The organism is Achromobacter sp. K91 (genome assembly GCF_003576205.1).
Classification (GTDB): Bacteria; Pseudomonadota; Gammaproteobacteria; order Burkholderiales; family Burkholderiaceae_B; genus Achromobacter; species Achromobacter aegrifaciens.
In genome coordinates, this window is record NZ_QWFB01000050.1 from 79,896 (window position 1) to 102,859 (window position 22,964).

Genomic DNA, 22,964 nt, shown 5'->3' on the forward strand with positions numbered 1-22,964 from the left:
GGCGGCCTCAGATGGGATCCCAGTCGATGACGTCAGGCGAACGCTCCAACGCGTAGAAGTGCTTGCGCATGGCGGGCACGGCGATCTCGGCGATGCGCTCGGGCGTCCAGCCTTCGCCGTGGTGCACGGTGCGCAGCGGGCGCGGCTGGCTCATCAGCATGATCTCGTTGGCGCGCACCGCGAAGATCTGCGCGGTGACCTCGCTGGCCGCGTCGCTGGCCAGATACACGGCCATGGGCGCGACCTTGCCGGCTTCCATCTTCTTCAGCTTTTCGACGCGGGCTTTTTCTTCGTCGGTTTCGGCGGGAATGGAGCTGGTCATGCGGCTCCATGCGAACGGCGCGATGCAGTTGGAGCGCACGTTGTAGCGCGCCATGTCCAGCGCGATGGATTTCGACAGGGCCACGATGCCCAGCTTGGCCGCCGCGTAGTTGGCCTGGCCAAAGTTTCCGATCAGTCCGGACGTGGAGGTCATGTGCACGAACGCGCCGGACTCCTGTTCGCGAAAGTAGGGCGCCGCCGCGCGACTCATGAAGAAGGACCCGTTCAGGTGCACGCCCAGCACCTGACTCCATTCCTCTTCGCTCATCTTGTGGAAAACCCGGTCGCGCAGATTGCCGGCATTGTTGACCACGGCATCGATGCGGCCGAAGGCGTCGATTGCCGTCTGCACGCAGCGGCTGGCGCTGTCGTACGCGGCCACGCTGTCGGTGTTGGCGACGGCCTGGCCGCCCGCCGCGACGATCTCCTTGACGACCGCTTGCGCGGGGCCATCCGCGCCGCCTTCGCCGGTGAGCGATACGCCGATGTCGTTCACCACCACCTTGGCGCCGGCCTGCGCCATGGCCAGTGCAATGCTGCGGCCGATGCCGCCGCCCGCGCCAGTCACGATCACCACTTTTCCGGAAACTATGCCGCTCATTGAAGCTGACTCCTGTGCTGCGGCGCGCGCGCCGTGTGGAAAACAGTTCCGCATCGAACGCTCTGGTTCGAGGGGATGCACCATGGTAGATTCGACGAGGCATGCGAAGAATTCAAAATTAGATATGCCCCCCTTCTGCGTGGTGGAACATGAGACACGATCTGACGGACCTGCGTTTGTTTCTGAACGTGGGGGAAACACTCAATCTGACCCGGGCTGCGGAACGCACCTTCCTGTCCCTGCCGGCGGCAAGCGCGCGGGTGAAGAACATGGAGGAGGCCTTCAAGGCCCGGCTACTGGTGCGCATGGCCACGGGCGTGGCGCTGACGCCGGCGGGCGAGGTGCTGCTCAAGCATGCGAACGCCGTGTTCCGCCAGCTGGAATGCCTGAACGCGGACCTGCAGCCCTATGCCAGCGGCCTGAAGGGACGCCTGCGCCTGCTGGCCAACACCACGGCCACCAATTCGTTCCTGGCCGACGCCTTGTCCACGTTTCTTGCGGAAAACCCTGACGTGGACGTGGAACTGGAAGAAAAAATATCTGGCGATATCGTCATCGCCATACGCGCAGGCCAGGGAGACCTGGGGCTGGTGGCGGGCAATATCGACGTGTCGGGCCTGGACGTCACGCCGCTGTTCCGCGATGAGCTCACCGTGGTCACGTCGCTGGACCACCCGCTGGCGGCCACGGAGTCCGCGCATTTCGCCGACTTGGTCGATGCCTACCAGTTCGTCGGCATCCATCCCGACAGCGCCATCCAGACCTTCCTGGAAGATATCGCCAGCGGCCTGGGCAAGCGCATCTGCCAGCGCGTGCACGTGGGTAGCTTCGAGGCCGTGTGCCGCATGGTGGAGGCGGGCGCGGGGATCGCGGTGGTGCCGCGCGCCTGCGCGGCGCGCTACAGCCGTCCGGATGCGCTGCACGTGCTCAAGCTGGATGACCCCTGGGCGTTGCGCGACCGTCTGCTGTGCCGCCAGCGCGGCCGCGACCTGCCCAGTTTCGCGGAATGCTTCATCGAACATGTGCAGCGTGCGGCCCGCGGTCTGTAGCGCGTTCCGAAGAGGGGCTTTTGCAAATATGTAGCGGTAGCTCCGCAGGTTCGGCAAATAATAAAAAAGGCGTCAGGCAGCAGTCCTAGAGCTTGGCCGCCCATAAAACCGAGAACCAGGAGACTGCCGTGACCGATCTACTACGCCGCCGCGCCGTTGCGCGGCTGGGCGCCGCGTGCGCCGCCGCCGCGCTGCCCGCGCTGTTCCCCAAGATGGCCCGCGCCGCCGCCTGGCCGGCGCATGCCGTGAACTTCATCGTGCCGTTTCCTGCGGGCGGCCCCGTGGACACGACCGCGCGCTTCACCACGCAGCCGCTGGGACAGCTGTGGTCGGTGCCCACGGTGGTCGACAACAAGTCGGGCGCTGGCGGCATCGTGGGCGCGCAGTTCGCGGCCAAGTCCGAGCCCGACGGCTACAACTATTTTTTTGCCTCCATCCACCATGCGGTGCTGCCCAGCCTGCGCGGCAATCTGAGCTACGACATTACGCGGGACTTCGTGCCGGTCGGCATGGCGGCGGTGTTTCCCATCGTGCTGGTGGTGAACGCGACGCTGCCCGTGAATTCGGTCAGCGAGCTGATCGCCTATGCCAAGGCCAATCCGGGCAAGCTCTCGTTCAGCTCGTCAGGCACGGGCGGCGGCACGCACCTGGCCGGCGAGTTGTTCAACGCCATGGCCGGCGTGCGCATCCAGCACGTGCCCTACCGCGGCAGCGCGCCCGCCATGCAAGACCTGCTGGGCGGACAGGTGCAGGTGATGTTCGCCGACGGTCCATCCGCCGTGCCGCATCTGAAGGGCGGCAAGGTGCGTGCGCTGGGGGTAGGCAATCCCACGCGTTCCAGCATGCTGCCCGACGTGCCTACCATCGCCGAGTCCGGTCTGCCAGGCTACGAGGCATACTCGTGGAGCGGCGTGATGGCGCCCAAAGGCACCCCGCCCGACATCGTGAAACGCGTGAATGCGGATCTCGTGAAGGTCCTGTCTGACCAGGCCACCGCGCAGGGCATGATCGCCGCAGGCGCCGAGCCCAAGCCCGGCACCCCAGAACAGTTCGGCGAGTTCGTCCGCGATGAAATCGCGAAATGGCGCGACGTCATCAAAACCGCCAACATCAAGCTGGACTAAAGCTGGCGCAGAGCTTCGCGCGCGGCGAGATATTCGGATTCCAGCTGATCCACCAGCATCGCGGCAGGCAGGATTTCCTGCGCCGCGCCCACGCCCTGGCCCGCGCTCCACACATCCTTCCAGGCCTTGGGCCGCGAACTCTTGTCCATGTTCGCGGGCGGGGCTACGCCGTTCCTGGCAAGTTCCAGGGGATCCAGGCCGGCTGCCCGGATGCTGGCCGACAGGTAGTTCGCGGGCACGCCCGAGAAGTAGGGCGTGTAGGTCACGTCTGCCGCCTGCGCCTGCAGCACCATTTCGCGATAGGCGTCGCCGGCCAGCGATTCCTGCGTCGCGATGAAGCGTGTACCCATGTAGGCGAAGTCGCAGCCCAGCACCTGCGCGGCCAAAATGTCCTTGCCGTGGCTGATGCAGCCGGACAGCGCCAGCGGGCCGTCGTAGAAGGCGCGGATCTCGTTGACCAGCGCGAATGGGCTGATCTGCCCTGCATGGCCGCCTGCGCCCGCCGCCACCAGGATCAGGCCGTCGACCCCGGCGTCCAGCGCGCGCTTGGCGTGCCGCACATTGGTGACGTCATGGAATACCAGCCCGCCATAGCCGTGCGCGGCGGCCACCACGGCTTCGGGGGCATGCAGCGAGGTGATGATGAGCGGCACGCGGCGCTCGGCGCAGATGGCCAGATCGCCCTGCCAACGCGGATTGCTGGGGTGGACGATCAGGTTGACGCCATAGGGCGCGATTTGCGCGTCGGGTGCGGCCTGGCGCTTCGCGGCCAGGCCGTTCTCGATGCGCGTGAGCCAGTCGTGCAGCTGCTCCTGCGGACGGGCGTTGAGCGACGGAAAGGTGCCGATGATCCCCGCCGCGCATTGCGCCACCACCAGGTCCGGTCCGGAGACCAGGAACATGGGGGCGCCGATGACGGGGAGGCGGGTGTGGGCGTGCAGCGCGAGCGGGGGATTCATCTGGATGCTCCGGTGGTACTCAATTGGCCTGGATGTTGGCGCTTTGGATGACGTCGGACCACAAGGCGTATTCACGGTCGATGCGCGATTGCAGCGCCTTGGAGTCGCCGGTGTTGATGGTGTAGCCGCCATCGATCATGGCCTGGCGGAAGGCCGGATCGCTGGAGACTTCGTTCAGCGCGCGGGTCAGGCGGGCCGCGACGGCGTCGGGCAGTTTCTTCGGCCCAACCAGCGCGTACCAGCCGACCACTTCGTAGTCCTTCATGCCGGCTTCGACCATGGTGGGCACGTCGGGCAGTTCGGGGTTGCGGGTCTTGGACGTGACCGCCAGGGCGCGCGCTTTGCCGCTCTTGACGAAGGGGATGGCGGTGCTGGTGATGTCGAACATGAAGGTGATCTTGCCGCTGATCACATCGACCATGGCAGGCGAGTTGCCGCGGTAGGGCACGTGCAGCATGGGCGCGCCCGCCTGCTTCTTCAGCAGCTCGGCCGACAGGTGGTTGGACGCGCCGATGCCGGCGGAACCGAACGACACGGCATCCGGATGGGCCCGGGCGTAGGTGACCAATTCGCTGACGTTCTTGGCTGGGATCTGCGGGCCGATCAGCAGAACGTTGGCGTAGTCCACCACCAGCCCGATCAACGAGAAGTCCTTGCGCGGATCGAACAGCGTGCTGCGCTGTACCAGCGGCGACATGGTGAGGGTGGGGCTGGCGGCGAAGCCCAGCATGTAGCCGTCGGGCGCGGCCTTGGCGGTGGCGTCGGAGGCGATCATGCCGCTGGCGCCGGCGCGGTTTTCCACCACCACGGACTGGCCCAGCTTGTCGCCCAGGTACTTGGCGAAGACGCGGGCGGTGGTGTCCACGGGGCCGCCGGGGGCATAGCCCACCAGCAGCCGGATGGGGCGTTCGGGATAGGCGTCGGCCCAGGCGTTTGAGGCCGTGGCCAGCGCCGCCGTGGCGGCGGCCGCGGCGAGCAGGGTCTTGATGTTCACGCTGTAGTCTCCTTGTGGGTAAGTGGCGGGTCGTGCAGCGGAACAGCTAGCCGCGGCTACGCCAGCCTTTCTTTCAGCGGCTGCTTGAGGATCTTGCCGCTGACGGTGGTGGGAATGGTGTCGATGGGGATGATGCGGGCGGGCCGCTTGTACGGCGCCAGCTGCGCGCGCAGATGCAGCATCAGCAGGTTGGTGTCCACGGTGGCGCCGGGCAAGGGCTCGACGAAGGCGATGACTTCTTCGTTCTGGTCGGCGGTGGGGCGCCCGACCACGGCCGACAGGCGCACGCCGGGGAACGCGTTGATGACGGATTCGACTTCCAGCGGATAGACATTGAAGCCGGAGCGGATGATCAAGTCCTTGGAGCGTCCTGCGATGTACAGCGCGCCCTGTTCGTCGACGTAGCCGATGTCGCCGGTGTTGAGCCAGCCGCCGGGCAGCAGCGCCTGCGCGGTTTGTTCGGGATTGCGGTAGTAGCCCAGCATGACGCCCGGGCCGCGGATCAGGATGTCGCCGCGCTCTCCGGGTGCGGGCGCGCCGTTGTCGGGGTTGCCGATCCGCATTTCCACGCCTTCGACCGCATGGCCGGCCGAGCAGTCGCTGCGCGGCGCATCGATGCGGGTGACAAACATGGAGCCCGCGTATTCGGTGATGCCGTAGCCGTGGTGCATGGCGACGCCGAAATAGCGCTCGGCGTCGCGCTTTAGCGTGGGATCCAGCGCGGCGCCGCCCGTGTACAGGTAGCGCAGGGCAGGGGCGCGCAGCTCCGCGCGCGGCGGCGCCACGGCCATCATGCGGCTGAACATGGTGGGCACGCCCTGCAGGATGCTGACGCCGGGATGGGCCAGGGCCTTGAAGGCGTCGGCGGCGTCGAAGCGGCTGCGCAGCACCAGGCTGGCGCCGGCGTGCACCGTGGCCATCAGCACGGTGGCGATGCCGAAGATGTGCGACATGGGCAGTGCGGCGTAGCCGATGTCCTGCGGCGTCAGGCGGCGCGAGGCGGCGGACACGCGGGCGAAATGCAGCAGGCCGCGGTGCGGCACGAGGACGCCCTTGGGCGCGCCCGTGGTGCCGGACGTGTAGATCACCGTGGCCACTTCCGCGGCCGTGTCGCCCGTTTCGGCCTGCGTGGGCGCATCCGCTCTTGCGGTCTGCATGCCTGGGCCCCAGACGTCCGGGTCGGCGTCGGCGGCGCCGGCGTGCTCGGCATGGGCTGCGGCGGCGGGCGAGACGCCGCTGGTGTAGAGCAGCAGTTCGGGCTGCGCGTGAACGCGGATGGCGTCGATCTCGCGCGCGGACAGGCGCGCGTTCACGCCCACCGGCCAGGCGCCCGCCACGCTGCAGGCAAACAACGCGGCGACCATGGCCGCGCAGTTTTCACCGGCGATCAGCACGCGGTGCCCGGGACGTACGCCCTGTTCTTCGAGCCATGCGGCCGCGGCCTGCACGCGCCGCCAGAACTGCGCGTAGCTCAGTTTGCCGCCGCCTTCCTCGTACAGAAAGGTGGCGTCGGGCCGCTGGCCGGCTTGCTGCGCCAGCAATTGATGGATGCGGGTAAGAGGGGCTGCCGGGGACATGGTTGCGTCGCTCAAAGCGTGGCCTGGGTGCCCAGGATGGCGGTGGATTGGCTGGACAGGGTGCCGCCGTTGCCGTGCACCAAGGCCAGATGCGCATCGGCGACCTGGCGCGCGCCGCATTCGCGGCGCAGCTGGCGGACGGCCTCGATCATGATGAAGACGCCGTACATGCCGGGATGCACGCAGCACAGCCCGCCGCCGTTGGTGTTGACCGGCAGCGCGCCGCCAGGGGCGATGGCGCCGCCCGCGATGAAGTCCTTGCTTTCGCCCTTGGCGCAGAAGCCCAGGTCTTCCAGGAACAGCAGGGTATTGATGGTGAAGGCGTCGTACAGTTCCACCACGTCGATGTCCCGGGGCGCAACGCCTGCCATCTCGAAGGCCCGCTTGCCGGACTCGGCCGCGGCGGTCACGGTCAGGTCTTCCATGGACGAGATCTGGCGGTTCCAGACCGCGGTGGCGTTGCCCAGCACGTAGACCGGCGGACGCGGCAGGTCGCGGGCGCGCTCGGCGCGCACCAGCACGTAGGCGCCGGCGCCGTCGGTGACCAGGCAGCAATCGCGCACGCTCAAGGGATCGGACACCATGCGGGCCGAGAGGATCTGGTCCAGCGTGGCGGGTTCGCGCAATTGCGCTTCGGGATTCAGCTGGGCCCATTGGTTGGCGGCCAGCGCCACCTGTGCCAGGTGCTCGCGACGCGTACCGTATTGATGCATGTGGCGCGCGGCCGCCAGCGCGTAGGAGGACAGGGGACTCAGCGGCTCGTAGGGCGTTTCGTACGGCTGTGGATCGAACTGCTTGCGGACCCGGCCGATCTCGGCGCGGCTCAAGGTGGAAGTGCGCTGCGTGCTGCCATAGCAGACCAGCACCGCGTTGCACTGGCCGGATGCCAGCGCGTGCAGCGCGGGCAGCAGGTGCGCGACGAAGCTGGAGCCGCCCAGCATGGTGCTGTCGATGAAGCTGGGGCGGATGCCCAGGTGTTCGATGACCGGCATGGCCCACATGGGCGCGGCCACGCTGGCGGTGCAGATGCCGTCGATGTCGCGCATGGTGAGGCCGGCGTCTGCCACCGCGCGCTGCGCGGCCTGCACCAGGATTTCCATTTCGGTGTAGCCCGCGGCCTGGCCCAGGCCCGCGTGGCCCACGCCGGCCACTGCCACGGCGCCGCGCAGATCGTTCAGCGTCATTGCGCCTCCTGGTTGGGTCGGAAGATCAGGAGGCCGCGGCCGTCCTGCTGCGCCACCTGCGCGCGCACCGCCATGCCGATATGCACGGCGTCCGGCGCCACGCCTTCGACGCGGCTCATCAGCCTGACGCCTTCCTGCAGGTCTATCAGCGCCACGTTGTAGTCGCCGCCCGCCTCGGGCTTGCGGCGCACCACGGTGGTGGAATAGACCTCGCCGCGCCCGTCGGGCTCGGTCCAGGCGAGTTTGTCCGCGCCGCAATGCGGGCAGATCATGCGGGGGTAGAACACGGCGCGGTTGCAGCCCGCGCAATGCTGGATGAGGAAGCGGCCTTGGTCCAGCGCCTGGCGGTATTGCGCCTCGACGCCTTGCGGCGCGACGGCCTGCTGATCGGGAACGGTCATGATGCCTACGGGTTCCAGTGGATGACGCTTGCAAGTGTCGGCACTGGCGGCGGGTTCGGCCATTCTTCATTGCTGAAGCTGGCCTTCTGCCGGCCCGTAGTGGGGCGCCCTATGTCCTGCGCGAAGCCCGTCTTCGGAAGAGGCAGATTGTCCGGCGTGCCCCCGCGTGGCTAGATATCGGAAAAGGAGCCCGACCATGAATCTGACCTGGACGCCGCAGGAGCGGCTATTCCGCGAAGAAGTGCGCGCCTTCGCCACGGACAAGCTGCCGCAGGACATACGCGACAAGGTGCTGCGCCACCAGCGGCTGGAGCGCGAGGACTACGTACGCTGGCATAACATCCTGGCCGACCAGGGCTGGGGCGCGCCGAACTGGCCGGTCGAGCATGGCGGCACCGGCTGGAATGCATTGCAGCGGCTGATCTTCGAGGTCGAATGTTTCAAGGCCGGCGCGCCGCGCCTGTTGCCATTCGGCCTGTCCATGATCGGCCCGGTCCTGATGAAGTACGGCAGCGCCGAGCAGCAGGCGCGCCTCTTGCCTCGCATCATCCGCGTGGAGGACTGGTGGTGCCAGGGCTATTCCGAACCGGGGTCGGGGTCCGATCTGGCCTCGCTCTCGACCCGCGCCGTGCGCGACGGCGACGAATACGTCGTCAACGGCCAGAAGACCTGGACCACCCTGGCTCAGTACGCCGATTGGATGTTCTGCCTGGTCCGCACCGACCCCGAGGCCCGCGCGCAGCGCGGCATCTCCATGCTGCTGCTGGACATGCGTACGCCGGGCGTGACCGTGCGCCCCATCCGCACGCTGGATGGGGGGCACGACGTGAACGAGGTCTGGCTGGAGAACGTGCGCGTGCCCGTGGCCAACCTGGTGGGCGTGGAGAACCAGGGCTGGACCTATGCCAAGTACCTGCTGGGCCACGAGCGCACCGGCATCGCAGGCCTGGGCCATTGCCACCGCGAACTGGGCGTGCTCAAGCACATGGCGGTGCAGGCGCAGTCCCGGGGCAAGCCCCTGCTGGCCGACAGCCGGTTCCGCGACCGCATCTCGCGCATCGAGGTGGACATCATGGCGCTGGAAATGCTGCTGCTGCGCGTGGCCTCCAGCAACGACGGCACGCCGGGGCCGGAAGCGTCGGTGCTGAAGATCCGCGGCTCCGAGATCCAGCAGGACCTGGCCATGCTGCAGATGGAGGTGGCGGGGCCGGACGCCTGGCCCTATGACCCCGATTGGCTGCAGGCAGACCATGGATACAGCGGTCCTGGGCCGGAACTGGCGGCTGCGGCCGGCGCCGGCTATGCCGACATGCGCAAGACCTCGATCTACGGCGGCACCACCGAAGTGCAGAAGGGCATCATCGCCCGCCTGGTGCTGGGCCTGTAGGCCCGGCCTCGCGCAACCCGACAGGAAGACGACGCATGGATTTCATCTATACCGAAGAACAACGCATGCTGGCCGACAGCCTGCGGCGACTGGTGGACCAGGAATGGACGCACGCGCGCCGCCGGGCCCGGCAGGCGGCGGGCAAGCTGGATGCCGACGCCTGGGCCGCGCTGGCTGAACTGGGCGTTCTGGGCCTGACCATCCCGCAGGATTTCGGCGGCTTCGGCGAAGTGCCCGCCAGCCTGCTGCCCGTGCACGTGGAACTGGGACGCGGATTGGTGTCCGAGCCGGTCATTCCCAGCGCGGTCATGGGCGCGGCGCTGATCGAAGCCTGCGGCGGCGAAGCGCGCGGCTTGTGGCTGCCGGCCATCGCCTCGGGCGACGCCGTGGTCAGCGTGGCGTACCAGGAGCCCGGCCGCCGCTACGACACCGATCCGCGCGATTGCCGCGCCAGCAAGACTGCCGATGGCTGGCGGCTGGACGGCGCCAAGCATCTGGTCTGGCACGGCGCGGCGGCCACCGCGTGGCTGGTCAGCGCGCGCGGCGACGGGGGCGAGACCCTGTTGCTGGCGGTGCCGGCGGATACGGCAGGCGTGAGGATCACCGATACGCCCACGCTGGACGGCGCGCGCTGCGCCCGGCTGGATCTGAACGCGGTCAATCTGGCGCCCGAGGCCTTGCTGGCGCAAGGGACCGCCGCCGACCAGGCGCTGGCGCAGTCCTTGCAATGGGGCACGGCCGCGCTATGCGCGCACGCCGCGGGCGCAATGGAGCGGCTGCTGGAGATCACCGTCGACTACCTGAAGGCGCGCAAGCAGTTCGGCCAACCGCTGGCCTCGTTCCAGGCCTTGCAGCATCGCCTGGCGGAAATGCTGGTGGCCAAGGAACTGGCTTTGTCCATGGCTTATGTGGCGGTGGCGGCGCTGACCGAAACCGACGCAGCGCAGCGCCGCCGCATGATCGCCTCCGCGAAGTTGGAAGCCGCGCGCGCCGGACGCCTGGTGGCGCAACTGGCGGTGCAGCTGCATGGCGGCATGGGCATGACCGACGAGCTGGACGTGGGCGATTACTTCAAACGGCTGACCGTCGTGGACCAGCTGCTGGGCGATACGGCCGAACAACTGGCGGTGCTGGAGGAACTGGCATGAGCGCAGCGGCGACGACTCAGGTCGAAGGCGGCTACACCCAGATCCGCTTCACGCTGGAGCGGGGCGTGGGCGTCATCACACTGAACCGGCCCGACCGGTTGAACAGTTTCACGGAAGTCATGCATGCCGAGCTGGCGCGGGCGCTGGATGCCATGGAGGCGGACAGCGGCCTGCGCGGACTGATCATCACGGGCGCGGGCCGGGGCTTTTGCGCTGGGCAGGACCTGGGCGAGCGCAAGCCGGCTGAGGACGGAGCACGCCGCGACCTGAGCCTGATTCTTGAGCAGTGCTACCGACCGCTGATCACCCGGCTGCGTAACTTGCCGGTGCCGGTGGTGTGCGTGATAAACGGCGTCGCGGCCGGCGCAGGCGCCAGCCTGGCGCTGGCTTGCGACGTGGTGTTCGCAGTGGAGTCGGCGCGCTTCATTCAGGCCTTCAGCAAGATCGGCCTGCTGCCGGATGCCGGCGGCACCTGGTTCCTGCCGCGTTTGGTGGGCTCTGCGCGGGCCATGGGCGCCGCGCTGTTCGGCGAAGCGCTCAGCGCCAGGCAGGCGGAAGCCTGGGGCCTGATCTGGCGTGTGGTGCCAGACGCCGCGCTGGCGGACACGCTGGCCGAAGTCGCCGATACGCTGGCGGCCGGACCTACGCGCGCCTATGCGGCTACCAAGGCGGCGCTGCACGCGTCCAGCGGCAACACGCTGGCGCAGCAGTTCGATCTGGAATGCCGCTTGCAGCGCGAACTGGGCTACACCGACGACTACCTGGAAGGCATGCGGGCGTTCGCGCAGAAGCGCCCGCCGGCGTTCACCGGCACCTGAGCTTTGCAGACGGCCGTCAGGGCGTCCGCGCCGCCTGGATCTGTTCTATGAGTTCGCGCGCGCAACCCGGCAGAGCGTCGATGTCGCGCACCAGCAGCTTGCGTTCGCGCACCACCCAGGGCTCGTCCAATTCGACCACGCGCAGCTTCATGTCGGCGCCATAGCGCCGCGCGGCGGAGTCGGGGATGACGCCGATGCCCACGCCCGCCTGCACCATCCGGCAGATGGAATCGAAGCTGTAGAGCTGGATGCGCTGGGGCAGGCGCTGGCCCACCTGTTCCAGCTGGTCGCGCAGGAAGGCGACCAGGGTGGAACCTTCGTGCATGGTGATGAAGGGGTAGCGCACCGCCTCGGCCAGCTTGATCTTTTCCTGATCCTGCAGCGGGTGGCCATTGGGCACCACCAGCACCAGCTTGTCGGTGCTGAAGTGGATGGTCTGCAATTCGGGCGCATCCACCGGGCCGGCCACGATGCCCAGGTCGGTGGTGCCGTCCAGCACGCCGCGCACGATGTCGCGGGTCAGGCGTTCCTGCAGGTCCACGGTGACGCCAGGGTGGCCGGACAGGAATTGCGCCAGGATGTCCGGCATGAATTCCGTGACCGCCGTGGTGTTGGCGAAGATGCGGATGTGGCCGGCGTCGCCGTCGGCCTGCTCCTGGAAGTCATGTTTCAGGTGGTCCACCTGGCGCATGATGACGCGCGCGTGCTGCAGCAGCTTCTGGCCCGCAGGCGTGATCTCCACTCCGCGGCTGTCGCGGTACAGGAGGCGGGTATTGAGCTGGTTCTCCAGCGCCTTGATGCGCACGCTGACGGCTGCCAGGGACAGGTGCGCCCGCTTGGCAGCCTGGGTCAGGCTGGGGGATTCGGCGATGTGGATGAACAGGCGTAGGTCGGCGAGGTCGAAGTGCATGGGCCATATATTACGGCGCGAGGCGTCGGGCCGGGAGGCAGGGGTGCGATTCAGGCAGCGCAAACCCCGCCTTGAGCAAAAACGAATTCACAAGCGGGACGGCTTGCGGGCATGCTTCAGTCTGTAAAAACCCCAGCAGAGGATATCGGCATGACATCTACAGATCCGGCCGCCTGGATCGGCAGCGGCGAACGCAGGGCGGACGCCATGGATCCGGGCCACGCCGCGCGCATTGCGGCAACCCTGGGCGGTCCGGCGCCGGTCCAGGGCGATGCCTTGCCGCCGCTGTGGCAATGGGCGTTCTTCATTTCCACGGTGGACATGGGCGGGCTGGGGACGGATGGCCATCCGGCGCGCGGCGGCTTTTTGCCGCCGGCCCAGGACCGCAACCGCATGTGGGCGGGCGGCCGGGTCGAGTTCCGCCGGCCGCTGTTGGTCGGCGTGCCCGCGGAGCGCGAATCCACGGTGATCGATGTCAAGGAAAAGGCAGGGCGCACTGGCGCGCTGCTGTTCGTGACCGTGCGCCACGAGTTCCGCCAGGAAGGCGAGGTCGCCATCCACGAGGAGCAGGACATCGTCTATCGGCAGCCGACGCCGCCCAAGCTCACGGGCAGCGAGCCCGCGCCGCAGGCGCAGTGGCGCGATACCGTTGAGCCGTCGCCGGTGCTGCTGTTCCGCTACTCGGCGGTGACCTTCAACGGCCATCGCATCCACTACGACCATCCCTACGTGACGGGCACCGAGGGCTATCCCGGGCTGGTGGTGCACGGCCCGCTCATCGCCACCGAGATGGTTGCCGCCTTCTCCCGCGCCCATCCGCAGGCGCGCCTGACCCACCTGTCGTATCGCGGCCTGCGTCCACTGATTGCGCCCGCACCCTTCCAGGTGGCCGGCCGCTTGACCGAGCCGGGCGTGGCCCAGCTCTGGGCTGAGCAGGACGGCACGCTGGCCCACCAAGCTGAACTGAGGTTTACAGAATGAGCATAGAGGCCCCCCGTCCCCTGGACGGCATCACCGTCGTCAGCCTGGAGCACGCGATCGCCGCGCCGTTCTGCACCCGCCAGCTCGCGGACATGGGCGCGCGCGTCATCAAGATCGAACGTCCCGGCGGCGGGGACTTCGCCCGCGGCTACGACGAGCGCGTGCGCGGCCTGTCCTCGCATTTCGTCTGGACCAACCGGTCCAAGGAAAGCCTGACGCTGGACCTCAAGCGCGAAGAGGCGGGTGGCGTCATGGAGCGCCTGCTGGAGACGGCCGACGTGCTGGTGCAGAACCTGGCGCCCGGCGCCGCTGCGCGTCTGGGACTGTCTTTTGACGCCCTGCACAAGAAGTATCCGCGCCTGATCGTCTGCGATATCTCGGGCTATGGCGAAGGCGGGCCCTATCAGGACAAGAAGGCCTACGACCTGCTGATCCAGAGCGAAAGCGGTTTCCTGTCCGTGACGGGTACCAAGGACGATCCGGTCAAGGCCGGTTGCTCCATCGCCGACATCGCGGCCGGCATGTACGCCTATTCCGCGATCCTGAACGCATTGCTGCTGCGGCAGAAAACGGGCCTGGGCAGCCGCCTGGACGTCTCCATGCTGGAGAGCATGGTGGAGTGGATGGGGTTTCCCATGTACTACGCCTTCGACGGCGCCACGCCGCCCGTGCGCGCGGGCGCGGCCCACGCCTCCATCTATCCCTACGGGCCGTTCCCCGTGGGCGACGGCGCCACCATCATGCTGGGCCTGCAGAACGAGCGCGAATGGCGCGTGTTCTGCGCCCAAGTGCTGCGCCAGGCGGAACTCGCGGAAGACCCGCGCTTCATCTCCAATTCGCTGCGCACCGCCAACCGCGACGACCTGCGCGCGCTGATCGTGGCCGCCTTCGCCGACCTGTCCATCGAACAGGTGACGCAGCGGCTGGAGGACGCGCAGATCGCCAATGCGCGCGTCAACGACATGGCCGGCGTCTGGGCCCATCCGCAATTGCAGGCCCGAGGCCGCTGGAGCCAGGTGGACAGCCCCGCCGGCGAGCTGCCCGCGCTGCTGCCTCCGGCCAGCAGCAACGCCTTCGCGCCGCGCATGGCCGCGGTGCCCGCGGTGGGCCAAAACACCGATGCGGTGCTAGCATCATTGGGATACGCGCCCGATCAGGTGGCGCAGTTCCATGCATCGGAGGTCGTGTGACGCATCCCGTTGTCCGTAGCGCGCTGTTCGTGCCGGCGTCGCGCCCCGAGCGCATCCCCAAGGCGCTGGCCGCCGGCGCCGACGCCGTCATCGTCGATCTGGAAGACGCGGTGGAGCATCTGGCCAAGGCGGCCGCCCGGGAAGCGCTGTGCGATTTCCTGGGGACGAATCCGCGCGCCCGGCTGTGGGTGCGGATCAACGACGCCTCCACCTCCTGGCACGACGACGATCTCAAGGCCTGCCGCGGCAAGCCCGGGGTGGCCGGCGTGCTGCTGCCCAAGGCCGAGAGCCTGGCGCAGGTGCGCCATGTGGTCCAGGCGGGCCTGCGGGTGATTCCCATCCTGGAAACCGCCCAGGGCATCCTCAACGTTGCGGAAGTCGCCGCCACGCCCGGCGTGGAGCGCCTGGCCTTCGGCAGTCTGGACTACGGCCTGGATCTGGGACTGACGCCCGATACGCCGGGGGCGCAAACCGTGCTGGACCAGGCGCGCGTGCAGGTGCTGCTGCACAGCCGCGCAGCCGGACTGGCGCCCGCGCTGGATGGCGTGTTTCCGGGCATCCAGGACCAGGCCGGGCTGGCGCATGCCGCCGGCCGCGCGCAGCAAATGGGCTTTGGCGGCATGCTGTGCATCCACCCCACGCAAGTGCCGGTGATCCACGCGGCCTTCGTGCCCGCGGCGCAGGAACTGGCCTGGGCGCGCCGCGTCATCGCCACGCATCGCGACACTTCGGCCGGCACCTTCATGCTGGACGGCAAGATGGTCGACGCTCCAGTCATCGCACGCGCGCGACTGGTGCTGGCGCAGGCGGGCGAAACCACCGGCATCTAGGCCGGTTCCGATCACTTCTTTCCGGCAGCTCCATGGGCGAAGCGCTCTTCATCGGACACACTTATATCGACGTCACCGTGCTGGCGGACGAATGGCCTACGGGCGATGAAAAAAGCGTGGCGCGCGACTACGCGGTGTCCTTCGGCGGCAACGCGGTGACGGCCGCGTTCGCCTGCGCGCGGCTGGGCACGCCGCCGGACCTGATCTGCTCGCTGGCATCGGATTGGCTGGGCCACATGTACACGGACATGGCGGCGGCGCACGGGGTGTCGCTGCATGCGCGCAAAGTGAGCCGTTCGTCCCTGTCCTTCATCATGCCCAATCACGGCAAGCGCGCCATCGTGCGTGCGCGCGACGTGGACTACCTGAACGACTTTCCGCGGCTGGACATCGGCGGCTACCGTGCCTTGCACCTGGACGGGCATCAGCCCGACGCCGCCCTGCATTACGCGCAGGCGTGTCGGCAGGCGGGCGCGCTGACCTCGCTCGATGGCGGCGGCGTGCGCGAGAACACCGACGAGCTGCTGCGCCACGTCGACGTGGCGGTCTGCGCGGAGCGCATGTGCGAACAATTGGGGCTTGCGCCGTCAGGCCTGCTGGAACTGCTGAAGGCGCGCGGCTGCCGCATCGGCGCGGTCACCATGGGCGAGCGCGGCATGCTCTGGTACGACGAGACGGGAACGGTGGATGTCCTGCCCGCGCTGGACGTGCCGGCCGCCAGCATTGTCGATACCTCGGGGGCCGGGGACGTGTTCCACGGCGCCTACGTCTGGTCCTATCTGAACCGGCCGGAACTGCCGTGGGCGGAGCACTTCACCTTTGCGCGCGCGGCTTCGGCCCATAAGATCCAGCATCTGGGCAATGAAGCGGGCCTGCCGCAGGTCGAGGACGTGGAGCGCGTGCTGATGGCCTACGCGCCGAAGGAATAGCGGGCGGGCTTGGCCGCCGGCGTTCAGTCCGCGATGCGCGTTATCGGCTGGTCGTGGATCGCGGCGATCCAGTCGCCGATGGGCTTGCCTTGCAGCGCCAGGCCTGGAGCCAGGTCGCGCAGGGGCAGCAGCACGAAGGCGCGCAGGTGCATGCGAGGGTGGGGCAGCGTCAGCCGCTCATGGTCCAGCACGGTGTCGCCGTACAGCAGCAGGTCCAGATCCAGCGTGCGCGGCGCATTCTTGTAGGGGCGCTCGCGGCCGTGCCGGTTTTCCAGCGCCTGCAGCGCATCCAGCAGGGCCAGCGGGGTCAGATGCGTGTCCAGCGCCGCCACGGCGTTGACGAAGTCGGGGCCGGTGGCTTCGACCGGCGCGCTGCGGTAGAACGGCGATGCCGCCACTGCGGCGATGCCGCCGGTTTCCTGCAATTCAGCCAGGACACTGCGCAGCGTGGCTTCGCCGTCGCCCAGATTGGCGCCCAGCGCGACGTAGGCGCGCACAGGAGCGGTCATGACTTAACCCGCTGCGGGCGGCGTGCCGCGCGAGGGCGAACGGCGGGGACGGCGGCGCTTGCGCGGGGCGGAGGGGGCGTCGCCGGCATCGCGCGGTTGGCGGGACACCTCTTCGATCATCTCGCTGCGGGTGACGTCGTCGGCGTTGGCCAGGTCCATCCACCATTGCGCCAGCACGCTGTCGAACTCGCCGGCGGCGGCGCGCAGTTGCAGGAAGTCGCAGGCGGCGCGGAAGCGCGGCTGTTCGATCATGCGGTAGATGGTCTTGCCCATGCGGCGCTCGAAACGTGGCTGCATGAACCAGATCTCGCGCATGTCGGACGAGAAGCGGCGCTGGATGGCGAGCTTTTCGGTCTGTTCGTCCAGCACCGAATCGGCGGCTTGCGACAGGGCGGGGATGGTGTGCTCGCCCTGCGCGCGCAGCTGCTTCCAGCGCGCTTCCACCTGTTGCCACAGCAGCGCGGCGAACAGGAAGCTGGGGCTGATGGTCTTGCCCGAGCGCACGCGCGCGTCGGTGCGTTCCAGCGCAAGCTCCACGAAATGCTCGCCGCCGGGTTGCTCGAGCACCACGTCCAGCAGGGGCAAGAGGCCCTTGTGCAGGCCGTCGGCGCGCAGCTGGCGCAGGCAGTCCATGGCATGGCCGCAGGTCAGCAGCTTGAGCATTTCGTCGAACAGGCGCGAGGCCGGCACGTTCTCGATGAGCTCGGCCATGGTGCTGATGGGCTGGCGCGTGGCCGGGTCGATGGTGCCGTTCAGCTTGGCGGCGAAGCGCACGGCGCGCAGCATGCGGACCGGGTCTTCGCGGTAGCGCTTGGTCGGGTCGCCGATGATGCGGACCTGGCGTTTTTTCAGGTCGGCCACGCCGTTGTGGAAGTCGATGACTTCCTCGTTGTGCGGGTCGTAGTAGAGCGCGTTCATGGTGAAGTCGCGGCGCGCCGCGTCTTCTTCGTGCGAACCGAACACGTTGTCGCGCAGGATGCGGCCGTGTTCGTCGGTCTCCTGGTCTTCCGAGGCGGGGGCGCGGAAGGTGGAGGTTTCGATGATTTCCTGGCCGAAGACCACGTGCACCAGCTGGAAGCGGCGGCCGATGATGCGGGCGCGGCGGAACAGCGGACGGATCTGCTCGGGCGTGGCGTTGGTGGCCACGTCGAAGTCCTTGGGCTCCAGGCCCACGATCAGGTCGCGCACGGCGCCGCCGACGATGTAGGCGTCATAGCCGTGCTGGCGCAGCACCTCGCAGACCTTGATCGCGTGGCGCGAGACGTTGCGGCGGTCGATGCCGTGCTTGTCGCGCGTGATGCGCAACGGCCCCCGGGCTGCCGGCGCGAATAGTCGGCCGACGAATTTTTTTATGGTTTCAGTGATCATTTAGGACTTCGAATCTTCCATGTGGTCGAACAAGTCGATCACCTGCCAGCCGCGCTCCTGGGCGATGCCGCGCAGGGTGGGGCTGGGGTTGGCTGCGATCGGACGGGTCACTTTCTCCAGCAGGGGTACATCGTTGACCGAATCGCTATAGAAAAACGATTCCGAAAAATCCGCAAGTCCCAAACCCATGCCGGCCAGCCAGTCGTTGACGCGCACCACCTTGCCTTCCTTGAAACTGGGCGTGCCCAGGATGCGGCCGGTGTAGCGCCCGCGCAGGTATTCCGCGTCGGTGGCCACGAGGTGGGGCACGCCGAAGGCGCGCGCGATGGGAGCGGTGACGAAGCTGTTGGTGGCCGTGACCACCGCGCACAGGTCGCCGGCTTCCAGGTGCGATTGCACCAGGTCGCGCGCGGCGGGCGTCATGGACGGGCGGATCACTTCTTCCATGAAGGCTTCATGCCAGGCCGCCAGGTCGTAAGGCGTGTGCGCGGCCAGCAGGCCGAGCATGAACTCGGCCGCCTGCTCGGCGGTGAGCTCGCCGCGGTTGTAGCGATCCATCAGATCGTCGTTCTGGCGGCGGGCTTCGGCGGGATCCCCGGCGCGGCCCGTGCGTGCCAGATAGTCGGCCCATTGGTAGTCGCTATCCAGCGGCAACAGGGTGTGATCCAGGTCGAACAGGGCGAGACGTCGGGAGGTCATGTGCGTTGTGAATCAGGATCTGCGAGCATGGCCCGCAGCAGAGGTAGGGTGATGGGACGGCCGGTGGCCAGGGAATAGCGGTCCAGCGCGTCGATCAGCTCCGCCAGCTTGCGGATGTCGCGCTCGTGGTGCGTGAGCATCCAATTGATGATTTCGGGCGCCAGGTGCATGCCGCGGGCAGCCGCCTGGGCCGACAGGGCGGCCAGCTTGTCGGCGTCGGACAGCGGGTCCAGGCGGAAAACCAGGTCCCAGCCCAGGCGCGTGCGCAAGTCCTCGCGCAGCGGCATCGACAGCGGAGCGCGGTCGCCCGCCAGCGCCAGCGCGAAGGCGCGGCCGGTGGCGGCGGATTCGCGCCAGCGGTTGTAGAGCGCGAACAGGGCGGCCTGGCGGCTGTCGTTCATGCGGTGCACGTCGTCGACCGCCACGAACTTGGGCATGGGCGACTTGGAATCGGCTTCGGCCAGGCGGCGCAGCATGTTTTCGCCAGTCTCGGCGTCGATATAGACGGCGTCGGGGCGGGCGGTCAGCGCGCGCAGCAGATGGCTGCGGCCGCAGCCCGCGGCGCCCCAGATGTACAGGGCGCGGCCAGGAAGCAGCGCGCGCACTGCCGCCAGCGCTTCCCCGTTGGGGCCGGCGATATAGTTGTTCAGCGATGGCGCTGGCGCGGGAAGAACGTCAAGCAGCAGCTGGCGGTTCATGGGAGCTTACAGGGTGCCGAAACGAGGCGGGTAGTACGGGTCAATACGGCTACAGGTCAGTACAGCGGGTCAAAACGTCGCTGGCCGGGCGCGAAACTCCGGGGTTTGCACCACGGAACCGACAAAATCAATACCGGCCAACCCTACACTTTAAACCACCTGGGGCCAGGGTGTCGCGTCGATGGGCCTGGGCTGGCTTGGGTTTGCGCCGATCCGGCCCCTCTTGCCCGCCCTGGCCGGGCGAGCCGGCGCGGTCGCCGTCCGGACCGCTTTGGCGGCGCCGATCCCTGCTAGTCCCCGCAACATCGTAAAATGCAGGGCGTTCCACCAAAATCCCAGCAATTGTTACATACCCCACGGCATTTCTCATGACGAATCAACCTACCGCCCCTATGACCTACCGCGATGCCGGTGTCGACATCGACGCAGGCGACGCCCTGGTCGACCGTATCAAACCGCTTGCGGCGCGCACCATGCGTCCCGGGGTGCTGGCCGGTATCGGCGGCTTTGGCGGCCTGTTTGAAGTGCCGAAGTCGTACAAGGAACCCGTGCTGGTCTCGGGCACCGACGGCGTGGGCACCAAGCTGCGCCTGGCGTTCGACTGGAACCGCCACGACACCGTGGGTATCGACCTGGTCGCCATGAGCGTCAACGACATCCTGGTGCAGGGCGCGGAGCCGCTGTTCTTCCTGGACTATTTCGGCTGCGGCAAGCTTTCGGTGGATACGGCGGCGGCCGTGGTGGGCGGCATCGCCAAGGGTTGCGAGCTGTCGGGCTGCGCGCTGATCGGCGGTGAAACCGCCGAAATGCCGGGCATGTATCCGGACGGCGAGTACGACCTGGCCGGCTTCGCGGTGGGAGCGGTGGAAAAGTCCGCCATCATCACCGGCCAGTCGATCAAGACCGGCGACGTGGTGCTGGGCCTGGCTTCCAGCGGCGCGCACTCCAACGGCTATTCGCTGTTGCGCAAGATCCTGGAACGCGCCAACGCCAAGCCCGACGACGATTTCCACGGCCAGCCGATGGTCGACGTGGTCATGGCGCCGACGCGCATCTACGTGAAGCAGGTGCTGGCCGCCCTGGCCAAGCACGGCACCAGCATCAAGGGCCTGGCCCACATCACGGGCGGCGGCTTGCTGGACAACGTGCCGCGCATCCTGCAGCCCGGCCTGTCGGCCAAGCTGCACCGCGCCAACTGGGAAATGCCCAAGCTGTTCCAGTGGCTGCAAGAGCAGGGCCAGGTCGAAGACACCGAGATGTACCGCGTTTTCAACTGCGGCATCGGCATGGTGCTGGTGGTGGATCCGGCGCAGGCCGAAGCCATCGCCGCCACGCTGCGCGAGCAGGGCGAGACCGTCAGCACGCTGGGCGAGATCGTCGAGCAGAAGGAAGGCATGGCGCAAACCTTCGTGGTGTAAGCCACGCTATCTGCAACGAAGAACCGCGCCACGGCGCGGTTTTTTTGTGTCTGGCGCCTGGCTAGGCGCGTCCCGCCAGCGCGACGGCCATCGCGTCTATGGTTTGCGCCACGGCATCCGCCGCCAGGCAGTCGACGATGACGCGCTCGGGCTGCGCGCGCAGCCAGGTGATCTGGCGCTTGGCCAGCTGGCGCGTGGCGGCGATGCCCTGTTCGCGGGCGGTGGCGAGGTCGACCTCGCCGTCCAGGTGCGCCCACATCTGCCGGTAGCCCACGCAACGGACCGAGGGCAGGCCGGTATGCAGGTCGCCCCTGGCGCGCAGGGCGCGGACTTCGTCGAGCAGGCCGCGGTTCAGCATGGCGTCGAAGCGTTGCTCGATGCGGGCATGCAGCGCGGCGCGGTCGGAAGGCTCCAGGCTGATGGTGAGGTACTGGTTGCCCGTCGCGTCGCGCGGACGCTGGCTGCGCAGCAGCAGGGCCGACATGGGCTGGCCGGACAGCATGCAGATCTCCAGCGCGCGCTGGATGCGCTGGCTGTCGTTGGGGGCCAGGCGTGCGGCAGTGACGGGATCCAGCTGCGCCAGTTCGGCGTGCAGCGCGGGCCAGCCCTGGACGGCGGCGCGCGCTTCCAGCTCGGCGCGCAGCGCCGGATCGGCCTGCGGCAGATCGTCCAGGCCGTCGCGCAGCGCCTTGTAGTACATCATGGTGCCGCCCGCCAGCAGCGGGATGCGTCCGCGTGCGCGGATCTCGTCTATCAGGCGCAGCGCATCGGCGACGAAGTCGGCTGCGGAGTACGACTGGATGGGGTCGAGGATGTCCAGCAGATGCTGCGGCACCTGCGCCTGTTCCTCGGGCGAGGGCTTGGCCGTGCCGATGTCCATGCCGCGATAGATCGTGGCGGAATCGACGTTGACGATTTCCAGCGGCCAGCGCTCGGCCAGCGCCAGGGTGGAGGCGCTCTTGCCGGCCGCGGTGGGGCCGGCCAGGCAGATGACCAGCGGCGTCGCGTTGGGGGAGGAGGACGGCGACAAGCTTATTGTCCGCGCAGGAAGAGCTTGTCCAGGTCGGACACCGACCACTGGATCCAGGTGGGGCGGCCGTGGTTGCACTGGTCGGCGCGTTCGGTTGCTTCCATCTGGCGCAGCAGGCCGTTCATTTCTTCGATGGTGAGCTTGCGGTTGGCGCGTACGGAACCATGGCAGGCCATGGTGGACAGCAGCTCGTTGCGCTGTTCCGTCAGCAGGCGCGACACGCCCACGGCGCCCAGGTCGCGCAGCACGGCGCGGGCCAGCGTTTCGATGTCGCCGCGGGCCAGGATGGCCGGCACCGAGCGCACGGCGATCGAGGTGGGGCCGGACGGGCGCATTTCGAAGCCGAGTTCGTTCAGCTGCTCTTCGTATTCCTCGACCAGCGCCACGTCCTTTTCCTGGGCATGGAACACCACGGGTACCAGCAGATCCTGGCGCGGCAGGCTGCGCGCGTCCAGGGCTTGCTTGAGCTGTTCGTAGACCACCCGCTCGTGCGCGGCATGCATATCCACCAGCACGATGCCGCGGCGGGTCTGCGCCAGGATGTAGATGCCGTGCAGCTGCGCCAGCGCCATGCCCAGCGGATGTTCTTCGTCCGCGGGCAGGGCGGCGACGGGAGCAGGCACGGGTTCGCGCAGCGGCGCGGTCTTGGCGGCCGAGTCGTCATCCAGCGGGCGGTAGAGCGATTGCCAGTCCGCGGCCGGAATGCCGGCGGGTTCGGCGTGCAGGCGGAACGGCACCTGGGTGTGCGGGCGCTGCGGCGCGGGCGATGGGCGCAAGCCGTAAGACGATGATGATGCGTTGCCGCCGGCGTAGGCGGGCGGGGGCGCGTCCGTAATATC

The 22,964-nt window shown here is 68.1% G+C and carries 22 protein-coding genes and 1 pseudogene; 10 read left to right on the forward strand and 13 right to left on the reverse strand.

The genetic code is table 11. The annotated features are described in order from the left end of the window. Nucleotides 1-7: 7 nt before the first annotated feature. A complete protein-coding gene (locus DXK93_RS24715) occupies nt 8-922 on the reverse strand; it encodes an SDR family NAD(P)-dependent oxidoreductase (RefSeq protein ID WP_054457509.1) in 915 nt (304 codons plus the stop codon). A gap of 149 nt (nt 923-1,071) precedes the next feature. On the opposite strand from DXK93_RS24715, the gene DXK93_RS24720 reads away from it, so the two are divergent. Beyond that, nucleotides 1,072-1,971, forward strand: coding sequence for a LysR family transcriptional regulator (locus DXK93_RS24720; RefSeq protein ID WP_054457503.1), 900 nt, complete (start codon nt 1,072-1,074; stop codon nt 1,969-1,971). 128 nt (nt 1,972-2,099) lie between these two features. Continuing rightward, nucleotides 2,100-3,095: a tripartite tricarboxylate transporter substrate binding protein gene (locus tag DXK93_RS24725; RefSeq protein ID WP_054457501.1), complete on the forward strand. Its 996-nt coding sequence runs from the start codon at nt 2,100-2,102 to the stop codon at nt 3,093-3,095. Here DXK93_RS24725 and DXK93_RS24730 read toward each other — a convergent pair. Genes DXK93_RS24730 through DXK93_RS24750 form a run of 5 tightly spaced genes read right to left on the reverse strand, consistent with a single transcriptional unit; the run spans nt 3,092 to nt 8,210 of the window. Further along, nucleotides 3,092-4,054, reverse strand: a complete 963-nt coding sequence (locus DXK93_RS24730) for a nitronate monooxygenase family protein (protein ID WP_054457499.1) — start codon at nt 4,052-4,054, stop codon at nt 3,092-3,094. The two genes, DXK93_RS24725 and DXK93_RS24730, sit on opposite strands and share 4 nt — an antisense overlap. Nucleotides 4,055-4,073: 19 nt before the next feature. Continuing rightward, on the reverse strand, nt 4,074-5,048 hold the full coding sequence (locus tag DXK93_RS24735) for a tripartite tricarboxylate transporter substrate binding protein (RefSeq protein ID WP_119451447.1): 975 nt from the start codon (nt 5,046-5,048) through the stop codon (nt 4,074-4,076). Nucleotides 5,049-5,104: 56 nt separating this feature from the next. After that, nucleotides 5,105-6,625: a class I adenylate-forming enzyme family protein gene (locus tag DXK93_RS24740; RefSeq protein WP_119451448.1), complete on the reverse strand. Its 1,521-nt coding sequence runs from the start codon at nt 6,623-6,625 to the stop codon at nt 5,105-5,107. An 11-nt stretch (nt 6,626-6,636) separates the two neighbouring features. Beyond that, nucleotides 6,637-7,809, reverse strand: coding sequence for a thiolase (locus DXK93_RS24745; RefSeq protein ID WP_054457495.1), 1,173 nt, complete (start codon nt 7,807-7,809; stop codon nt 6,637-6,639). Then, entirely contained in the window at nt 7,806-8,210 is a 405-nt protein-coding gene (locus tag DXK93_RS24750; RefSeq protein ID WP_054457618.1) for a Zn-ribbon domain-containing OB-fold protein, read from the reverse strand. Before DXK93_RS24750 ends, DXK93_RS24745 begins: the two co-directional genes overlap by 4 nt. Before the next feature lie 196 nt (nt 8,211-8,406). On the opposite strand from DXK93_RS24750, the gene DXK93_RS24755 reads away from it, so the two are divergent. Genes DXK93_RS24755 through paaG form a run of 3 tightly spaced genes read left to right on the forward strand, consistent with a single transcriptional unit; the run spans nt 8,407 to nt 11,563 of the window. Then, complete coding sequence (locus DXK93_RS24755; RefSeq protein WP_119451449.1) at nt 8,407-9,597, forward strand: acyl-CoA dehydrogenase family protein; 1,191 nt, start codon at nt 8,407-8,409, stop codon at nt 9,595-9,597. 35 nt (nt 9,598-9,632) lie between these two features. Further along, nucleotides 9,633-10,745, forward strand: coding sequence for an acyl-CoA dehydrogenase family protein (locus DXK93_RS24760; RefSeq protein WP_054457490.1), 1,113 nt, complete (start codon nt 9,633-9,635; stop codon nt 10,743-10,745). Further along, nucleotides 10,742-11,563: a 2-(1,2-epoxy-1,2-dihydrophenyl)acetyl-CoA isomerase PaaG gene (paaG, locus tag DXK93_RS24765; RefSeq protein WP_119451450.1), complete on the forward strand. Its 822-nt coding sequence runs from the start codon at nt 10,742-10,744 to the stop codon at nt 11,561-11,563. The genes DXK93_RS24760 and paaG overlap by 4 nt, the downstream gene beginning before the upstream one ends. A gap of 16 nt (nt 11,564-11,579) precedes the next feature. On the opposite strand, the gene DXK93_RS24770 is transcribed toward paaG, so the two are convergent. Then, nucleotides 11,580-12,473 carry a LysR family transcriptional regulator gene (locus DXK93_RS24770; RefSeq protein WP_054457486.1) on the reverse strand — a complete coding sequence of 298 codons (894 nt, stop codon included), beginning with the start codon at nt 12,471-12,473 and terminating at the stop codon, nt 11,580-11,582. 150 nt (nt 12,474-12,623) lie between these two features. On the opposite strand from DXK93_RS24770, the gene DXK93_RS24775 reads away from it, so the two are divergent. The 4 genes from DXK93_RS24775 to DXK93_RS24790 are packed head-to-tail and all read left to right on the forward strand — an operon-like array spanning nt 12,624 to nt 16,403. Continuing rightward, nucleotides 12,624-13,454, forward strand: a complete 831-nt coding sequence (locus tag DXK93_RS24775) for a MaoC family dehydratase N-terminal domain-containing protein (protein ID WP_054457484.1) — start codon at nt 12,624-12,626, stop codon at nt 13,452-13,454. Continuing rightward, entirely contained in the window at nt 13,451-14,644 is a 1,194-nt protein-coding gene (locus tag DXK93_RS24780; RefSeq protein WP_119451451.1) for a CaiB/BaiF CoA-transferase family protein, read from the forward strand. Before DXK93_RS24775 ends, DXK93_RS24780 begins: the two co-directional genes overlap by 4 nt. Then, nucleotides 14,641-15,474 (forward strand): CoA ester lyase, encoded by an 834-nt coding sequence (locus DXK93_RS24785; protein WP_054457480.1) that lies wholly within the window; start codon nt 14,641-14,643, stop codon nt 15,472-15,474. Before DXK93_RS24780 ends, DXK93_RS24785 begins: the two co-directional genes overlap by 4 nt. Before the next feature lie 32 nt (nt 15,475-15,506). Next, a complete protein-coding gene (locus DXK93_RS24790; RefSeq protein WP_119451452.1) occupies nt 15,507-16,403 on the forward strand; it encodes a sugar kinase in 897 nt (298 codons plus the stop codon). A 23-nt stretch (nt 16,404-16,426) separates the two neighbouring features. Here the strand turns inward: DXK93_RS24790 and DXK93_RS24795 are convergent, their stop codons facing one another. Genes DXK93_RS24795 through hda form a run of 4 tightly spaced genes read right to left on the reverse strand, consistent with a single transcriptional unit; the run spans nt 16,427 to nt 19,677 of the window. Further along, nucleotides 16,427-16,912: a 2-amino-4-hydroxy-6-hydroxymethyldihydropteridine diphosphokinase gene (locus tag DXK93_RS24795; protein WP_119451453.1), complete on the reverse strand. Its 486-nt coding sequence runs from the start codon at nt 16,910-16,912 to the stop codon at nt 16,427-16,429. A gap of 3 nt (nt 16,913-16,915) precedes the next feature. Beyond that, nucleotides 16,916-18,280, reverse strand: a complete 1,365-nt coding sequence (gene pcnB / locus DXK93_RS24800) for a polynucleotide adenylyltransferase PcnB (RefSeq protein WP_119451454.1) — start codon at nt 18,278-18,280, stop codon at nt 16,916-16,918. After that, nucleotides 18,281-18,979 carry an HAD family phosphatase gene (locus DXK93_RS24805; RefSeq protein WP_013391641.1) on the reverse strand — a complete coding sequence of 233 codons (699 nt, stop codon included), beginning with the start codon at nt 18,977-18,979 and terminating at the stop codon, nt 18,281-18,283. It abuts the gene before it with no gap. Next, entirely contained in the window at nt 18,976-19,677 is a 702-nt protein-coding gene (gene hda, locus DXK93_RS24810) for a DnaA regulatory inactivator Hda (RefSeq protein WP_054457473.1), read from the reverse strand. Before hda ends, DXK93_RS24805 begins: the two co-directional genes overlap by 4 nt. Nucleotides 19,678-20,045: 368 nt before the next feature. Between hda and purM the strand changes: the two genes are divergently transcribed. Then, a complete protein-coding gene (gene purM / locus DXK93_RS24815) occupies nt 20,046-21,095 on the forward strand; it encodes a phosphoribosylformylglycinamidine cyclo-ligase (protein WP_054457472.1) in 1,050 nt (349 codons plus the stop codon). Nucleotides 21,096-21,156: 61 nt separating this feature from the next. Here the strand turns inward: purM and miaA are convergent, their stop codons facing one another. Then, nucleotides 21,157-22,125 (reverse strand): tRNA (adenosine(37)-N6)-dimethylallyltransferase MiaA, encoded by a 969-nt coding sequence (gene miaA / locus DXK93_RS24820; RefSeq protein WP_175163797.1) that lies wholly within the window; start codon nt 22,123-22,125, stop codon nt 21,157-21,159. A gap of 2 nt (nt 22,126-22,127) precedes the next feature. Next, nucleotides 22,128-22,964 (reverse strand): annotated as a pseudogene (gene mutL, locus DXK93_RS24825) (DNA mismatch repair protein MutL); the annotation flags it as partial.